Source organism: Roseateles sp. FW301-B2 (assembly GCF_058788955.1).
The window spans coordinates 126,026-141,829 of sequence record NZ_JBYTBE010000006.1 but is presented as its reverse complement, the minus strand read 5'-3'; the positions used below and the strand labels follow the sequence as shown (position 1 = coordinate 141,829).

The 15,804-nt window shown below is 68.7% G+C and carries 14 protein-coding genes; 1 reads left to right on the top strand and 13 read right to left on the bottom strand.

Annotated elements, in window-relative coordinates; translation table 11 throughout:
• Positions 1-39 precede the first annotated feature (39 nt).
• The 13 genes from ald to AC3WQY_RS06525 form a co-directional block, all read right to left on the bottom strand.
• On the bottom strand, positions 40-1,155 hold the full coding sequence (gene ald, locus AC3WQY_RS06585; RefSeq protein WP_285233737.1) for an alanine dehydrogenase: 1,116 nt from the start codon (positions 1,153-1,155) through the stop codon (positions 40-42).
• Between the two features lie 111 nt (positions 1,156-1,266).
• The gene (locus AC3WQY_RS06580; protein WP_492706836.1) at positions 1,267-1,503 is read right to left on the bottom strand and encodes a hypothetical protein; all 237 of its coding nucleotides are present in this window, start codon (positions 1,501-1,503) and stop codon (positions 1,267-1,269) included.
• Between the two features lie 21 nt (positions 1,504-1,524).
• Complete coding sequence (locus AC3WQY_RS06575) at positions 1,525-3,033, bottom strand: C25 family cysteine peptidase (RefSeq protein WP_492706834.1); 1,509 nt, start codon at positions 3,031-3,033, stop codon at positions 1,525-1,527.
• A 95-nt stretch (positions 3,034-3,128) separates the two neighbouring features.
• Positions 3,129-4,571, bottom strand: coding sequence for an alkaline phosphatase PhoX (locus AC3WQY_RS06570; protein WP_492706832.1), 1,443 nt, complete (start codon positions 4,569-4,571; stop codon positions 3,129-3,131).
• A gap of 137 nt (positions 4,572-4,708) precedes the next feature.
• The gene (locus AC3WQY_RS06565; RefSeq protein ID WP_492706830.1) at positions 4,709-5,617 is read right to left on the bottom strand and encodes a hydroxymethylglutaryl-CoA lyase; all 909 of its coding nucleotides are present in this window, start codon (positions 5,615-5,617) and stop codon (positions 4,709-4,711) included.
• A 3-nt stretch (positions 5,618-5,620) separates the two neighbouring features.
• Positions 5,621-7,615, bottom strand: a complete 1,995-nt coding sequence (locus tag AC3WQY_RS06560; protein WP_492706828.1) for an acetyl/propionyl/methylcrotonyl-CoA carboxylase subunit alpha — start codon at positions 7,613-7,615, stop codon at positions 5,621-5,623.
• A gap of 37 nt (positions 7,616-7,652) precedes the next feature.
• On the bottom strand, positions 7,653-8,711 hold the full coding sequence (bioB, locus tag AC3WQY_RS06555; RefSeq protein WP_492706826.1) for a biotin synthase BioB: 1,059 nt from the start codon (positions 8,709-8,711) through the stop codon (positions 7,653-7,655).
• Positions 8,708-9,418: a dethiobiotin synthase gene (bioD, locus tag AC3WQY_RS06550; RefSeq protein ID WP_492706824.1), complete on the bottom strand. Its 711-nt coding sequence runs from the start codon at positions 9,416-9,418 to the stop codon at positions 8,708-8,710. The genes bioB and bioD overlap by 4 nt, the downstream gene beginning before the upstream one ends.
• Positions 9,415-10,644, bottom strand: coding sequence for an aminotransferase class I/II-fold pyridoxal phosphate-dependent enzyme (locus tag AC3WQY_RS06545; RefSeq protein ID WP_492706822.1), 1,230 nt, complete (start codon positions 10,642-10,644; stop codon positions 9,415-9,417). The genes bioD and AC3WQY_RS06545 overlap by 4 nt, the downstream gene beginning before the upstream one ends.
• Complete coding sequence (gene bioA, locus AC3WQY_RS06540) at positions 10,634-11,929, bottom strand: adenosylmethionine--8-amino-7-oxononanoate transaminase (protein WP_492706820.1); 1,296 nt, start codon at positions 11,927-11,929, stop codon at positions 10,634-10,636. Before bioA ends, AC3WQY_RS06545 begins: the two co-directional genes overlap by 11 nt.
• Positions 11,930-11,934: 5 nt before the next feature.
• A complete protein-coding gene (locus AC3WQY_RS06535) occupies positions 11,935-12,729 on the bottom strand; it encodes an enoyl-CoA hydratase/isomerase family protein (protein ID WP_492706818.1) in 795 nt (264 codons plus the stop codon).
• Positions 12,726-13,259 (bottom strand): GNAT family N-acetyltransferase, encoded by a 534-nt coding sequence (locus AC3WQY_RS06530; RefSeq protein ID WP_492706816.1) that lies wholly within the window; start codon positions 13,257-13,259, stop codon positions 12,726-12,728. Before AC3WQY_RS06530 ends, AC3WQY_RS06535 begins: the two co-directional genes overlap by 4 nt.
• Positions 13,260-13,290: 31 nt before the next feature.
• The gene (locus AC3WQY_RS06525) at positions 13,291-14,898 is read right to left on the bottom strand and encodes a carboxyl transferase domain-containing protein (RefSeq protein WP_285233749.1); all 1,608 of its coding nucleotides are present in this window, start codon (positions 14,896-14,898) and stop codon (positions 13,291-13,293) included.
• 165 nt (positions 14,899-15,063) lie between these two features.
• On the opposite strand from AC3WQY_RS06525, the gene AC3WQY_RS06520 reads away from it, so the two are divergent.
• Positions 15,064-15,804, top strand: a complete 741-nt coding sequence (locus AC3WQY_RS06520; protein WP_285233750.1) for a TetR/AcrR family transcriptional regulator — start codon at positions 15,064-15,066, stop codon at positions 15,802-15,804.

Sequence of the window (15,804 nt, the reverse complement as noted above, 5' to 3'; positions counted from 1 at the left end):
TCCCAGCCCGGTGCAGCCCCAATGTCCCAGATCAACGTATCAGGCCAGCAGGGTGTCGGCGCTCACATAGGCATAGCCCAGGTCGCGCGCCACCGCCTCGTAGGTGACATGGCCGGCGGCCACGTTCAGGCCCGCCTTCAGATGCGGGTTGTCCTTGAGCGCCTGCTTCCAGCCCTTGTCGGCCAGCGCCACGGCATGGCCGATGGTGGCGTTGTTGAGCGCGAAGGTGGAGGTGCGCGCCACCGCGCCGGGCATGTTCGCCACGCAGTAATGCACCACGCCGTCCACCACGAAGGTGGGCTCGGCATGGGTGGTGGCGTGCGAGGTCTCGAAGCAACCGCCCTGGTCGATCGCCACGTCCACGATCACCGCACCCTTCCTCATGCGCGACACCATCGCGCGCGTCACCAGCTTGGGCGCCGCGGCGCCGGGGATCAGCACGCCACCGACCACCAGATCGGCCGACAGCACCGCCTCTTCCACGCTCTGCGCCGTCGAGTACTGGGTGGTGATGCGGTTGCCGAACACCAGGTCCAGCTGGCGCAGGCGGTCCACGCTCTTGTCCAGCACGGTGACCCGCGCGCCCATGCCCACCGCCATCTGCAGCGCATGCGTGCCCACCACGCCGCCGCCCAGGATCACCACATGGGCGGGCGCCACGCCGGGCACGCCGCCCAGCAGCACGCCCATGCCGCCCTTGCTCTTCTCCAGATGCGCGGCGCCGGCCTGCACGGCCATGCGGCCGGCCACCTCGCTCATCGGCGCCAGCAGCGGCAGGCCGCCGCCGGGCGCGGTGACAGTTTCGTAGGCAATGCAAATCGCGCCGCTCTTCACGAGTGCGGCGGTCTGCTCGGGGTCCGGCGCCAGGTGCAGATAGGTGTAGAGGATCTGGCCGGGGCGCAGCATCGCGCATTCCTGCGGCTGCGGTTCCTTGACCTTGACGATCATCTCGCTCTGCGCAAACACCGTGGCGGCGTCGGGCGCCAGCTGCGCGCCGGCGGCCAGGTACTGCTCGTCATCCAGCCCGATGGCGGCGCCGGCACCGGCCTGCACCAGCACGCTGTGGCCGCGGCTGCTGAGTTCGCGCACGCTGGCGGGCGTCAGGCCCACGCGGTACTCGTGGTTCTTGATTTCCTTGGGGCATCCGATCTTCATGGCTTGTCTCCGTTCTTGTAGGACTTGGCTCCACGCTTTGTACGACCGGCAGCCGTCCGAGCGCAAATGGCATTTGCCGCGCTACAGCGGCATTAGCAACGCTAATCGGCGCTAATCCGCCGCCTCTTCCCAACGCTCGACCAGGAAGAAACCCTCGGTGGCACGCCCCAGCAGGCGCAGGCGGCGCCCCTCCAGCGCCTCCAGCTCGGGGTCGCGAAAGGGGTTGCCGCCCACGCGCCGCAGCACATGCTGCAGCCCCTGGGCGTCCTCCAGCACCATGCCCCGGTGCTCGCTCTTCGTGCCCTGCGCCAGCAGGCGCTTGCTGATCTTGCCCACGATCTCGCTCATCGGCCAACCTTTGTGTGGAAATTAGCGCGAATGCACCCGCCGCACATGCAGCAGCTGGCCGTTCTCCTCGGTGGCGACAATGGCCAGCACATGCGGCACGCGCTGCTCGCCCGTGCCATGCTGCGCCAGCCCCTTGAGCACATGGATGCGACGTATCGGCCCCTTGCCGCCGATCTCGAAGCTCAGCCGCGAGACCTCGCCCTGCAGGCCCGATTCGCGCGCCATCATCTGCATGGTGCGCTCTACCGGTGCGGCCGGCTCCAGCGCCTTCGACCGCACCGGCGGCAGCGCGCGTGCCAGGTGCCGCCCCTCGCGCTCCAGCCGCTCGCGCCGCAGGCCGCGCACACCGCGGTCCTGCACCTTGGCGAAGGCCTGCTTGAAGGCCTTGGTCTTGCTGAGGGCATGGGCGGCATAACCCACCGGCTGCAGGGCCGGATCGCCGAGCAGGTAGAACTGGCCCAGGGTCTTCAGATCGAAGGGGTCCAGATGGGTGCGTTCGCCGGCGAACTTCTGGCGCGCCTCCAGCGCCGCGCGGCCCAGCGAGGAGCCCGCCAGCACGCGCTGCAGGAAATACTGGCAGATCAGGTCGGCCGAGCCATTGCCCTCGCTGGGCCCGTAGGCAATCGTGGTGCTGCCGAAAAAGCCGCTCGCGCCGTCGGCCAGGTAGCTCAGCGCGATGCCCTGGGTGCCGGCGCTCTCGGCCGGATCGTAGAGCTGGGCGCCATAGCAGCACTCGGCGGCCACCACGGTGCCGGCGGTGATCTTGCCGGTGAGCAGATTGGCGCGGTGCGCCACCGGATAGGCGTCGCCGCGCTGGCCGAAGTATTCGGGCGAATGGGCGGCGCCATGGCAGTTGATGAAGTGCATGCGCGGGGTCAGGTCTTGCTTGGCCCAGCGCGGGCCCTTGGGTGGCGCCAGGTTCAGCGGCGCGGCGTCGCCAAAGGTGTTGTTCACGCTCAGGCGCGTGGAGCCCTGCCAGACCTCGGCCGAAAGCGCGAAGCTCTGCTGGTAGGCCTCGCGCGGCAGCGGCTTGGCGCGGGCCGAGGCGCGCAGCAACTGCAGCAGCAGATCGGGCTTGCTGGCGCCCGGCACATCGGGCAGGCGCCCCACCACCCGGGTCGGCCCCAGGAAGCGGTTCACGTCGGTGCCATAGGGCGCCTCGCAGGCATAGGGCAGATCGCTGGGCACGGTCTTGTCGTCGTCCCCGCCCGGGCCGCCATAGGCCGGGTTCACCAGCGGCACCATAGGCAGCACGTCCAGCGCGCCGAGCAGCAGGATGTAGTGCGGCTTGGCCGCCGTGGCCACGGCATCGATGGCGGCCTTGAGCGCGCGCGCATCGGGCTTGGCCGGCACCGCGGCGCCATAGGGCTTCATCGCCGAGGCCAGGCTGACGTCCAGCACCACGGTCTCGATGCCGCGCTTCTTGTCGGCGCTCACCAGGGTCTTGAGCGCCGCATCCACCTTGGCCAGCCCGGCCGCCGCGTACTTGGCACGTAAGGCCGCGCCATGCTTGATCACCAGCTTGTCCATCTTGTGCTCCCGGGGGGCAAAAGCCCATTGTGGCGAGGGGTCGGCCGCAATGGCAATGCGCTGCCCCTAACTTGGCACAAGCTGGTGGGTCGGCTTCAGTCCCCGCGACGGCGGCGCGCCAGGCCGGCCACGCCCAGCAGGCCGGCCAGCATCAGCGCATAGGTCTGCGGTTCTGGCACCGCCGATATCTGCACCAGGCTGTCCACGCCGCTGCTGGGATGCTGCACATTGACGTAGGCCAGGTTGGGATTGAACTTGTCGAAGTACAGGCCAGTGGGTTCGGCGCCGGTGGTGCTGAGGCTGGCCCACTTCGCCACCGAATCGGCCACGCCATCGTTGTCGCTGTCCTTGGCAAACCAGATGTCGGCCTTGCCGCCATCCTGGTCTTCGATCACATAGATATTGCCGGCGGCATCTATGGCGAGATTGTCCGGGTTGCTCCAGCTCGCGCCCACCTTGAGGCCGGTGGCCTGGTCGATGCTGTTGTTGTCGGCGAACAGCTTCACCGTACCGGTATCGAGGTTCAGCGAGTAGACGCGGCCCCGGCCGTTGCCGCTCACGCCGTCATTGTCGGAATCGGTGGTGGTGAAGTAGATCATCTGCTGGCCATTGGGCAGCAGCTTGAACTCCAGGTCCTCGGGGCGGTTGTAGCCGGTGCCGAGCACGCTCGCATGGTCGGCGGTGGCGCGTCCGTCAATCGTGCCGTCGCCCAGCACGGTGGAAACACCGGGCAGCGCGCCGCCTGTGGCATTGGTGATCGCCACCCAGGAGGCACCGCCCGTGATGGCCGCACCGTTGTTGCCTTCGAACTGGGCGCCCGCGCCGACCTTCAGCACAAAGGTCTGGCCGGCCGCGAAGAAGTCATTGCCGTTGCTGGCATTGGGGCTGGCCGACACGTATTTGTAGATGGCGCCGCCGTTGAGTTCGTCGACGAAGTAGAGATTGTTCTGCCGGTCGAAGGCCAGGCCCTCGTGCGAGACGCGCGGCAAGATCGAGCGCTGCACGAAGTTGCCGCCATTGGCCGCCGCCGTGGTGGCATTCGTCAGCTCGAACAGCCGGCCCTTGCTGCTGCCGCTGCCCCAGGACTCCTCGGCCGTGAGGTAGCTGCCCCAGGGCGTCCAGCGCGAGGCATCGCCCGAGACAAAGCCCTGCGTGCCGGGCGCCACGATGGTGACCGTGCGGGTGGCGTAGTTCTTGTCCCAGAGATCCACGCGCTGCACGCCGGCGCTGCCGGTCTCGAAGGGCATGAACAGATAGCGGCCGGCCTGCGCGCCCGTCTCGTTGGCGGTGATCATGTCCCAGCTGCCCGAGTTGGAACCCGGCAGCAGGCTGTTCTGGGTCTTGCGATCAGCCAGCAGCAGCTGGCTGAACTTGGGCGAGGAGAGCTGGAAGGGCGCGCTCTCGGGCAGCGCACCGGCGGCCACATTGCCGATCAGCGGTGTGAAGTTGGCGAACTCGGTGGCGGCCGCCTGCGCCTGGCTGGCGAGCAGGGAAAGCAGGCCGATGGCGGCCGCGATGCGGGATGGCTTGACGAACATGGAGGGCTCCGATGGTCTGGCTGTCAACAACGACAGCCAGCAGTCTCGGAAGCCGCCATGACCGGGCCGTGACGCCGGGGGTCAGGCCTTGTCCCCGGATTCGGGCTCGCGCGGCTGATCCGACCGCCCAGGGCCGCTCAGCCCGCCCGCTTGGCCAGCAGCGCGCGTCCCACGCGCGAGACCGGCGGGCGGCCCAGCACGTTCGAGATGTAGGCGCCGGCGTCGACCAGCTTGTCGATGTCGATACCGGTCTCGATGCCCAGGCCATTCAGCATGAAGACCACGTCTTCGGTCGCCACATTGCCGGTCGCACCCTTGGCATAGGGGCAGCCGCCCAGGCCGGCCACGCTGGCGTCGAAGTTGTGCACGCCCAGCTCCAGGCAGGCGTAGATGTTGGAGAGCGCCTGGCCGTAGGTGTCGTGGAAATGGCCGCTCACCTCCACCAGGGGGTAATGCTTGAGCGCACGCTCCATCGCCGCCTGGATCTTGCGCGGCGTGCCCACGCCGATGGTGTCGGCCACGCCCAGGTGGTCGACGCCGATGCCCTTCATCAAGAGCACCACGCGCTCGACCTGGTCGGCGCTGATGTCGCCCTCGTAGGGGCATCCCACCGCGCAGGAGAGCGCGCCGCGCACCTTGAGGCCGGCGGCATGGGCGGCCTCCACCACGGGGGCGAAGCGCTCGATGCTCTCGGCGATCGAGCAATTGATGTTCTTCTGGCTGAAGGCCTCGCTGGCGGCCGCGAACACCACGATCTCGTCCGGCTTGGTCGGCAGCGCCGCCTCCAGGCCCTTCATGTTCGGCGTCAGCACCGAATAGCGCACGCCGGGCTGGCGCGCGATGGCGGCCATGACCGCCTCGTTGTCGGCCATCTGCGGCACCCATTTGGGGCTGACGAAGCTGGTGACCTCGATCTCGCGCAGACCGGCGGCCTGCAGCATCGCCACCAGCTGCGCCTTGTGCTCGGTGGCGACCGGCTGCTTTTCGTTCTGCAGGCCGTCGCGCGGGCCCACATCGACCAGGGTGACGCGGCTTGGCAAGTTCATCTTTCAGGCCTCCATGCGCAGCAGTTCGGCACCATCCGTCACCTGATCGCCGACGGCGAACAGCAACTCGGCCACCACGCCGTCGCGCGGCGCGTTGATGGTGTGCTCCATCTTCATCGCTTCCATCACCGCCAGCGCCTGGCCCTTGGCCACCTTGTCGCCGGGCTGGGCCAGGAAGGACACCAGCTTGCCGGGCATCGGGGCGGTGAGGCGGCCGCCTTCGCCGCCACCCTCGCCGGCATGGGCAATCACGTCCACCTCGGTGACGATGGCCGAACCCTCGGCCGCGAACACGGCGACGCGCTCGCCCTGGGCATAGGTCTTCACCGTCACGCGCCGCTGTGCCAGACCTTCACCCAGCAGCAGTTCATGCGATTCGAGGCCCGCGGAGTTCACCGCGAAAGGCAAAGACTGCCCCTCCACCGTGAGATGCATGCCACCCTGGTGGTGTCGCGAGAGCAGCACCTCGTGGTGCGTGCCACCGGCCTCCAGATCGAAACGGCGTGCCGAGGCGCCGTACATGCGCCAGCCGTCGCGTGCAGTCCAGGGGTCGGCGCTCTGCAGCGCGGCTTCCTTGGCTAGGGTATGGGCCACCACCGCGGCGGCGCTGATCTGCAGCGGCAGGCCGGGCTGGTCGAACAGCGCAGCGCGCTCGCGCTCGATCAGGCCGGTGTCCAGATCCGCACCGGCGAAGGAAGCGGTGGCGGCGCAGCGGCGCAAAAAGGCCACATTGGTCTGCAGGCCGACGATATGCGTGTCGCGCAGCGCCGCATCCAGGCGCGCCAGGGCCTGGGCGCGGTCCTCGCCCCAGACGATCAGCTTGGCCACCATGGAGTCGTAGTAAGGGCTGATCTCGTCGCCCTCGCCCACGCCGGCATCGATGCGCACGTGGCCGCGCTCGAAGCTCACATGCGCCGGCCAGCGCGCCACGTCCAGGCGGCCGGTGGCGGGCAGGAAGCCGCCGTCGGGATTCTCGGCACAGATGCGCGCCTCGATGGCGTGCCCGTGCATCTGCAGCTCATGCTGCTTGAGCGGCAGCGGTTCGCCGCTGGCCACGCGCAATTGCCACTCCACCAGGTCCTGGCCGGTGATGGCTTCGGTGACCGGATGCTCCACCTGCAGGCGGGTGTTCATTTCCATGAAGTAGAAACGGCCGTCCTGCTCGGCGATGAACTCCACCGTGCCGGCGCCCACATAGCCCACCGCCTTGGCGGCCGCCACCGCGGCCTCGCCCATCTCGCGGCGGCGCGCCGCGCTCATGCCGGGGGCCGGTGCCTCTTCCAGCACCTTCTGGTGGCGGCGCTGCACCGAGCAGTCGCGCTCGAACAGGTAGACGCAGCTGCCCTGGCTGTCGCCGAACACCTGGATCTCGATATGGCGGGGCTTCTGCACATAGCGCTCGATCAGCACCGCATCGTCGCCAAAGCTGTTGATGGCCTCGCGCTTGCAGGAGGCCAGTGCGGCGTCAAAGTCGGTCGCCTGCAGCACCGCACGCATGCCCTTGCCGCCGCCGCCGGCGCTGGCCTTGATCAGCACCGGATAGCCGATGCGGTCGGCCTCCCGCTTCAGCAGGGCCGGGTCCTGGTCGGCGCCGTGATAGCCGGGCACCAGGGGCACGCCGGCCGCTTCCATCAGACGCTTGGACTCGGCCTTCAGGCCCATCGCGCGAATCGCCGAGGACGGCGGGCCGATGAAGACCAGGCCGGCCTTGGCGCAGGCTTCAGCGAACTCCTCGTTCTCGCTCAGAAAGCCGTAGCCGGGGTGCACGGCCTCGGCGCCGGTGGCCTTGGCCGCCTCGATGATGCGCTGCCACTGCAGGTAGGAATCGCGCGGCGCCGGGCCGCCGATCAGCACCGCCTCATCGCAGGCCTGCACATGCTTGGCACGCGCATCGGCCTCGGAATAGACCGCCACGGTCTTGACGCCCAGACGGCGCGCGGTGGCCGCCACGCGGCAGGCGATTTCGCCGCGGTTGGCAATGAGGATCTTCTTGAACATGGCGGAGTCTCCGGGGTCTTCGTTTTTTCTTGTCGGTTCAGTGCGTGGCGCAGCCGTGCTCGCTGCAGCCGGCACTGGGCTCGGCGCTCAGCTCGGCCTCGGTGGCGCAATGCATGCCCAGGCGCTCCAGCAGGGCGCGGTCCTTCTCGGCCTGCGGGTTGCTGGTGGTGAGCAGCTTGTCGCCATAGAACATGCTGTTGGCACCGGCCAGGAAACAGAGGCTTTGCAGCGACTCGGGCATCTCCTCGCGGCCGGCCGAGAGGCGCACCATGGCGCGCGGCATGATGATGCGGGCCACCGCGATGGTGCGCACGAACTCGAACGGGTCCAGCGCGGCGGTGCCGGCCAGCGGCGTGCCTTCCACCTGCACCAGGTTGTTGATGGGCACCGACTCGGGATAGGGATCCAGATTGGCCAGTTGCACCAGCAGGCCGGCACGCTCGCGGCGCGTCTCGCCCAGGCCGACGATGCCGCCCGAGCAGACCTTCAGGCCGACATTGCGCACGCGGTCCAGCGTGTCCAGGCGGTCCTGGTAGGTGCGCGTGGTGATGATCTGGCCGTAGAACTCGGGCGAGGTGTCGAGGTTGTGGTTGTAATAGTCCAGGCCTGCCTCGCGCAATTGCTCGGCCTGGCCGTCACCCAGCATGCCGGCGGTGAGGCAGGTCTCCAGGCCCAGGGCCTTGACCTCGGTGATCATCTCGCCGATCGCCTCCAGATGGCGTTCCTTGGGCGTGCGCCAGGCCGCGCCCATGCAGAAGCGCGTGGCGCCATTGGCCTTGGCGGCGCGCGCCGCCTCCATCACCTCCTGCAAGGGCAGCAGCTTCTCGGCCTTCAGGCCGGTATCGAAGTGCGCCGACTGCGGGCAGTACTTGCAATCCTCTTCGCAGCCGCCGGTCTTGATCGAGAGCAGCGTGGAGAGCTGCACCGCGTTGGCGTCGAAGTTCTCGCGGTGCACCTGCTGGGCGCGGAACATCAGGTCGTTGAAGGGCAGCTCGAACAGGGCGGCGACCTCGTTGACCGTCCAGGCCTTGCTGTTGCGGCGCTCGGCGTCGGTGCTGGGAGTGAGGGACTGGACTTGGTTAAACGTCTGTTTCATGGGAAGGATTCCAGGGCTTGCAGCAGCGGCGGCTGAGGCAGATGCGCGGCGACTGCCGCAGGGGAAGGATCGAAGAGCCGGGGCACATGGCCCCAGCAGGGAGCGTTGAAGGGTGCGGCGGACAGCACCGCCGTCAATGCGGCCAGATTGTCCGCCACATGGGGCATCTCGGTGTCCACCGTATTGGCCACCCAGGCGGCCAGCCGCAGGCCGCGCGCGGCAATCGCCTCGGCGGTGAGCAGGGCGTGGTTGATGCAACCCAGACGCAGGCCGACCACCAGCACCACCGGCAGCTGCAGATCGGCCGCCAGGTCGGCGGTGTCCCAATGCGGGCCCAGGGGCACGCGGAAGCCGCCCACGCCTTCGACGATGCACAGCTCGGCGCGCGCGGCGGTGCTGCGCACGGCATGCAGCAGCGGCTCGCGATCAATGGTGCAGTCCTCCAGGCGGGCGGCGATGTGCGGCGCGCAGGCGGCGCGCAGCTGCAGCGGGCCGACCTCGGCATCGCTGAGCGCCATATTGCTGGCCGCGCGCAGGCGCCGCACGTCCTCGTTGACCCAGGCGCCGTCGACGAAGTCCTGCCCCGCCGCGATCGGCTTGATGGCGGCCACGCGCAGGCCCAGCTGCGCAAACGCGTGGGTCAGGCCGGCGCTGATGCAGGTCTTGCCGATCTCGGTGTCGGTGCCGGTGATGAAGAAGCCTCTCATGCTGCCACCCTGTCCATGTCCGCGGCCGCCGACGCGAGCGCCGCCAGCAGCTGTTCCACATCGGCCGCACTGTGCGTGGCGCACAGCGTGATGCGCAGCCGCGCCTCGCCCTTGGGCACGGTGGGCGGGCGGATACCGGGCACGCGCAGGCCCTCGCGCTCCAGCCTTGCGGCCAGCTGCATCACCTCGGCATTGCCGCCGACGATCAGCGGCTGCACCGGCGTCTCGGAGGCGGCCAGCTTCCAGCCCAGGCGCGGATGGCGGGCCAGCAAGGCCTCGATGCCCTTGCGCAGCTGGGCTTGCAGGCGCACCAGGTTCTCGCGGCGCTGCACGCCGGTTTCGCCCTCGATCAGATCGAAGCTGGTGAGCAGCGCATGCTCGATGGCGGCCGGCGAGGCGGTGGAGAAGATGAAGTTGCGGGCGGCCTGCAGCAGGTACTCGACCACCGTCTCATGCGCCACCACGAAGGCGCCGGCCAGGCCCGCGGCCTTGCCCAGCGTGCCCACCAGGATCAGGCGCTGGCTCTTCAGGTCGAAATGCTCCAGTGAGCCACGGCCCTTGGCGCCCAGCACGCCGAAGCCATGGGCATCGTCGACGATCAGCCAGGCATCGAATTCCTCGGCCAGGGCCAGCAAGGCGGGCAGCGGCGCGAGGTCGCCATCCATGCTGAAGACGGCATCGCTGACGATCAGCTTGATCTTGGCCTGGCTCGCCGCCAGCAGCGTGCGCAGCTGGCCCACGTCGGCATGGCCGAAGCGTGTGACCTTGGCCTTGGCCAGGCGGGTGCCGTCGATCAGCGAGGCATGGTTGAGCGCCTCCGAGAAGATCTCGGTCTGCTCATCGCCCAGCGCGGTGACCACCGCCAGATTGGCCATATAGCCGGTGCAGAAGCCGATCGCGCGCGCCTGCGGGATATGCGGCGCGAACCAGTCGGCCAGGGTCTGGGCGACGCGCTCATGCGCCACCGTGTGGCCGCTGATCAGCGGCGAGGCGCCCGAGCCGCCGCCATAGATGCGCGCGCCCTCGGCCAGCGCCTCGGCGACGCGTGGATGGGCGGCCAGGCCCAGGTAGTCGTTGGAGCAGAACATCAGCAGTTCGCGCGCGATGCCATCGGCGCCACGCACGATCTGGCGCGGCGCGGTGCGGCTCTCGGCCTGGCGCAGGAAGCGCGTGAGGCTTTGCGCCTCGATGGCCTTGAGCTTGGTGTTCAGGTGTTCAAGCAACATCGTCGAGGGTCCGGCGCACGGCCTCGGCCAGGAAGGCCGCGGTCTGCTGAGCATCAATCAGATAGGGGGGCATCAGGTAGACGGTGGCGCCGATCGGCCGGATCAGCAGCTCATGGGCGCGCGCCGCCAGATGGAAACGTTCGGCGAACCGTTCGCCGGGCTTCTTCACGTCGAAGGCCAGGATCATGCCGCGCTGGCGAAAGTGCTCGACCCGTGGGTCCGCCGCCAGCGGCGCGAAGGCCTCGGCCAGCAGGGCGGCCTGCACGCGATTGGCCTCCAACTGCCCGGCATCGAAGCGGTCCAGCACCGCGTTGGCGGCGGCGCAGGCCAGGGCATTGCCGGTGTAGGAATGCGAATGCAGAAAGCCGCGCGTCACATCCTCGGACCAGAAGGCGCGATAGACCGCATCGGTGGTGAGCACCAGCGACAGCGGCAGGGTGCCGGCGGTGATGCCTTTCGATAGCAGGATGAAGTCGGGCCAATCCGTCTGAGTTTGTTCCCATGCGAAGAAGGTGCCCGTGCGGCCACATCCCACCGCAATTTCATCGGCGATCAGGTGCACGTCGAACTCGCGCGTCAGTTCACGCAGCGCCTTCAGGTACGAGGGCGCGTGCATCACCATGCCGGCGGCGCCCTGCACCAGGGGCTCGACGATCACCGCGGCGATATGTTCATGGCGCTCGGCCATCAGGGCGCGCATCGCGGCCAGGGCCTCGGCCTCGTTGCCCAGGCGGCTGTCGGGCGAGCTCACGATATGGGCGCGCATCAGCAGCGGGTCGTAGGCATCGCGGAAGATCGCCACATCGGTGACGGCCAGCGCGCCGATCGTCTCGCCGTGGTAACCGTTCTTCAGGCAGACGAACTCACGCTTGTCGCCGCGGCCCAGATTGCGCCAGGAGTGAAAGCTCTGCTTGAGCGCGATCTCCACCGCGCTGGCGCCGTCGCTGCCGAAGAAGCAATGGCCCAGGGCGCCGCCGGTACGCGCCGAGAGCCGCTCGGCCAGGCGTACCGCCGGCTCATGGGTGCAGCCCGCCAGCATCACATGCGGCAAGGTGTCGAGCTGCTGCTTGATGGCGGCGTTGATGCCGGCATCGGCATGGCCGAACAGGTTCACCCACCAGCTGCTGTTGGCATCGAAATAGCGCCGGCCGTCGAAGTCGTGGAGCCACGGCCCCTCGCCGCGCGCGATCGGCAGCGGCGGCACCGCCTCGGCCCGTGCCATCTGTGTGCAGGGGTGCCACACCGCATCGAGGCTGCGGCGCTGCAGGGCCTGGGTCGCGCTCATCGTCGTCATGCCAGCCAGCTGGGCTTGCTCTTGTTCAGGAAGGACTGCACACCTTCGCGGCCCTCGGCGCTGGCGCGGATGTCGGCAATGCGGCGCGCAGTGTCGTCGCGCAGCGCCGGCGTGATGGCCTGATGGGCCACGTCCTGCACCAGCTTCTTGCAGGCGCGCACGGCGGCCGGGCCGTTGGCCACCAGGGCCGCCAGCAGGGCATCGACCCGCTCATCCAGCGTCTCCGGCGTGGCCAGCTCATGCACCAGGCCCAGGCGCTGCGCCTCGGCGGCGCCGAAGCGCTCGGCGGTGAGGAAGTAGCGGCGCGAGGCCTGCTCGCCCAACGCCCGCACCACATAGGGGCCGATGGTGGCCGGCAGCAGGCCCAGCTTGGCCTCCGACAGGCAGAAGCCCGCGCCCTCCACCGCCACCACCATGTCGCACACCGACACCAGGCCCACGCCGCCGGCATAGACATCGCCCTGCACACGTGCGATCACGGGCACCGGGCAGCTGTAGATCGTCCACAGCATCTCGGCCAGGCGCGAGGCATCGGCGTGGTTCTCGTCCCAGCTGTAGCCGGCCATGGCCTTCATCCAGTTGAGATCGGCGCCGGCGCAGAAGGCCTTGCCCTCGGCGGCCAGCACGATGGCGCGCAGGGTCGGGTCTTGCCCCAGCTCGGCAAAGGCCTGCGTGAGTTCGGCGATCACCGCCTCGTTGAAGGCATTGCGCACCTCGGGGCGGTTGAGAGTGACGCGGGCGACATTGGGGATAGGCCCCTGCCGTTCGATCTTCAGGCTGCTGTTGCTCATGTCTTGCTCATTTCCATCTGCAGCGGCTTCACCATCAGCACGCTGGAATAGGTCTTGCCGTCCCACTGCACCTCCCCGACCTGCTGGTAGCCGCGCTTGAGATAGCGCTGGCGCAGGTGCTGGGTGGGGCCGGCGGTGTCGAGCGCCACATGGGCAAAGCCGCGCTCGGTGGCCCAGGCCTCTGCTGCGTCCATCAGGCGCTCGCCCAGGCCCTGGCCCTGGCAATCCGGGTCGACGGCGAACTGCGACAGGATGGCGGTGTCCTCGCGCAGATACCAGGGCGTGTTGAGGCACCAGGCATCCTGCTCGGGCCGGTAGGGGCCGCGCACATTCACCGTGCCCAGCAGGCGGCCCGCGCGCTCCGCCACCAGGCAGCCGCCGGCGGCCACCCGCTTGGCGGTCACGGCCACGCTCTGGTCGGCCGCGGTGAAGTTCCAGCCCTGCGCGGCCAGGGCCGCATAGGCCTTGTGCAGCAGCGCGGTGAGCGCGTGCAGATCATCGTCGGCACGCAGGGGGCGGATCACGATCATGGGGTCGGGTCTTGCCAGGCCTTGCGGCGGTTTACATGCGGAACACGCCGAACTTGGTGTCCGGGATCGGCGCGTTGAGCGCGGCCGACAGGCCCAGCGCCAGCACGCGGCGCGTGTCGGCGGGGTCGATCACGCCGTCGTCCCACAGGCGGGCGCTGGCGTAATAGGGATGGCCCTGGTCTTCGTACTGCTGGCGGATCGGCGCCTTGAAGCTTTCCTCTTCCTCCGCGCTCCACGAACCGCCCTTGGCCTCGATGCCGTCGCGTTTGACGGTGGCCAGCACGCTGGCGGCCTGCTCGCCGCCCATCACCGAAATGCGCGCGTTGGGCCACATCCACAGGAAGCGCGGGCTGTAGGCGCGGCCGCACATGCCGTAATTGCCGGCACCGAAGCTGCCGCCAATGATGACGGTGAACTTGGGCACCTGGGCGCAGGCCACGGCGGTGACCATCTTGGCGCCGGCGCGGGCAATGCCCTCGTTCTCGTACTTGCGGCCCACCATGAAGCCGGTGATGTTCTGCAGGAACACCAGCGGGATCTTGCGCTGGCAGCACAGCTCGATGAAGTGCGCGCCCTTGTTGGCGCTCTCGGCGAACAGGATGCCGTTGTTGGCGACGATGCCCACCGGCATGCCCTCGATATGGGCGAAGCCGCACACCAGGGTGGCGCCGTAGCGGGCCTTGAATTCATCGAATTCGCTGCCGTCGACGACGCGCGCGATCACCTCGCGCACATCGAAGGGCTTGCGCGTGTCGGTCGGGATCACGCCATGCAACTCGGTGGCGTCGAACAGCGGCGCACGCGGCGCCTGCATGGCCATGCCGATGTTCTTCTGCCAGTTCAGGCGCGCCACCGACTGGCGTGCGATCGCCAGCGCATGGGTGTCGTTGTTGGCCAGGTGGTCGGCCACGCCCGAGAGGCGGGTGTGCACATCGCCGCCGCCCAGGTCCTCGGCGCTCACCACCTCCCCGGTGGCGGCCTTCACCAGCGGCGGGCCGCCCAGGAAGATGGTGCCCTGGTTCTTCACGATGATGGTCTCGTCGCTCATCGCCGGCACATAGGCGCCGCCCGCCGTGCAGGAGCCCATCACCACGGCGATCTGCGCCAGCCCCTTGGCCGAGAGATTGGCCTGGTTGTAGAAGATGCGGCCGAAATGGTCGCGGTCCGGGAAGACCTCGTCCTGGTTCGGCAGATTGGCGCCGCCCGAGTCCACCAGATAGATGCAGGGCAGATGGTTCTGCTCGGCGATCTCCTGAGCGCGCAGATGCTTCTTCACCGTGATGGGATAGTAGGTGCCGCCCTTCACCGTGGCGTCGTTGCACACGATCATGCATTCCACGCCCGAGACGCGGCCGATGCCGGCGACGATGCCGCCGCCGGGCGCGGCGTTGTCATACATATTCAGGCCGGCCAGCGGGGCCAGTTCCAGAAACGGCGTGCCGGGGTCCAGCAGCATCTCCACCCGGTCGCGCGGCAGCAGTTTGCCGCGTGCGGTGTGCTTGGCACGCGCGGCCTCGCCACCACCCTGGGCGATCTTTTCAAGCCGCGCGCTGAGGTCGGCGATGAGCGCCCGCATGGCCTCGGCATTGGCCTTGAAATCGGCCGAGCGGGCGTTCAGTTTGGTGGTCAAAACCGGCATGGTGTCTCCAGCGAGGCGTACAAACTGAGTACGGCTCAATTCATCTTGTTGCAGCGCCCTGCCCAGGTCGGCAGCGCACACACGAGGCCGCAAGGATAAGCCAGCCGGCGCCCCAAGGCAAGCCGGCCTCACAAAGACTTGAGCTTTACTCAATTCCCACGCAGAATGCGCCCCGTGAGCGCCATTCTCCCCGCCAGCACCGCACGCCGCGCGCCCGTCAGCGCCAAGGCAGAGCAGCGCGTGCGCGACATCCTGCGCGTGGGCCGATCGGTCTTTGCCCAGCGCGGCTACGAAAAGGCCACCACCACCGAGATCGCCAAGCAGCTGGGCATTTCCGAGGCCACCGTGTTCACCTATTTCCGCGGCAAGCGCGAGCTCTGCATGCGGGTGATCGCCGACTGGTACGACGAGATCATTGCCGCCATCGAGGGCGGCCTGCCGCGCGAGGCCTCGGTGCGCGAGCAGCTGGAGTTCGTGGTGCACACCCACCTGCGCCTGTTCCTGATCCAGGGCACGGGACTGTGCGAGCTGGTTCTGTCGGAGGGCCGCAAGCGCGAGGCCGACATGACCAACGCCAAAGGTGCGGAACAGGGCGCCGAGTTCGGCGAGGCCTTCATCGAGCTGCAACGTCGCTATACCGCACCGCTGATGGACCTGCTCTCGCGCGGCCAGGCCCTGGGCCAGGTGCGCCAGGACATCCCGCTGCGCATGTTGCGCTCGCTGGTGTTCGGCCCCATGGAGCACATGCTCTGGGAGGTCATCATCGCCGGGCGCCAGATCGATGTGGACCAGAGCGCGCGCGACCTGGTGGCCCTGCTCTGGCCGGCCCTGCAGACACCCGATGCCGAGCTGCAGGCGCTGCGCCGCCTGCGCAGCGAGATCCAGACCGCCTTGCAAGGTAGCTGA

What these genes read in the sequence shown, in the direction of transcription:
- ald (WP_285233737.1), bottom strand. Translation starts at nt 1,155, where the DNA reads ATGAAGATCGGATGCCCCAAGGAAATCAAGAACCACGAGTACCGCGTG.
- AC3WQY_RS06580 (WP_492706836.1), bottom strand. Translation starts at nt 1,503, where the DNA reads ATGAGCGAGATCGTGGGCAAGATCAGCAAGCGCCTGCTGGCGCAGGGC.
- AC3WQY_RS06575 (WP_492706834.1), bottom strand. Translation starts at nt 3,033, where the DNA reads ATGGACAAGCTGGTGATCAAGCATGGCGCGGCCTTACGTGCCAAGTAC.
- AC3WQY_RS06570 (WP_492706832.1), bottom strand. Translation starts at nt 4,571, where the DNA reads ATGTTCGTCAAGCCATCCCGCATCGCGGCCGCCATCGGCCTGCTTTCC.
- AC3WQY_RS06565 (WP_492706830.1), bottom strand. Translation starts at nt 5,617, where the DNA reads ATGAACTTGCCAAGCCGCGTCACCCTGGTCGATGTGGGCCCGCGCGAC.
- AC3WQY_RS06560 (WP_492706828.1), bottom strand. Translation starts at nt 7,615, where the DNA reads ATGTTCAAGAAGATCCTCATTGCCAACCGCGGCGAAATCGCCTGCCGC.
- bioB (WP_492706826.1), bottom strand. Translation starts at nt 8,711, where the DNA reads ATGAAACAGACGTTTAACCAAGTCCAGTCCCTCACTCCCAGCACCGAC.
- bioD (WP_492706824.1), bottom strand. Translation starts at nt 9,418, where the DNA reads ATGAGAGGCTTCTTCATCACCGGCACCGACACCGAGATCGGCAAGACC.
- AC3WQY_RS06545 (WP_492706822.1), bottom strand. Translation starts at nt 10,644, where the DNA reads ATGTTGCTTGAACACCTGAACACCAAGCTCAAGGCCATCGAGGCGCAA.
- bioA (WP_492706820.1), bottom strand. Translation starts at nt 11,929, where the DNA reads ATGAGCGCGACCCAGGCCCTGCAGCGCCGCAGCCTCGATGCGGTGTGG.
- AC3WQY_RS06535 (WP_492706818.1), bottom strand. Translation starts at nt 12,729, where the DNA reads ATGAGCAACAGCAGCCTGAAGATCGAACGGCAGGGGCCTATCCCCAAT.
- AC3WQY_RS06530 (WP_492706816.1), bottom strand. Translation starts at nt 13,259, where the DNA reads ATGATCGTGATCCGCCCCCTGCGTGCCGACGATGATCTGCACGCGCTC.
- AC3WQY_RS06525 (WP_285233749.1), bottom strand. Translation starts at nt 14,898, where the DNA reads ATGCCGGTTTTGACCACCAAACTGAACGCCCGCTCGGCCGATTTCAAG.
- AC3WQY_RS06520 (WP_285233750.1), top strand. Translation starts at nt 15,064, where the DNA reads ATGCGCCCCGTGAGCGCCATTCTCCCCGCCAGCACCGCACGCCGCGCG.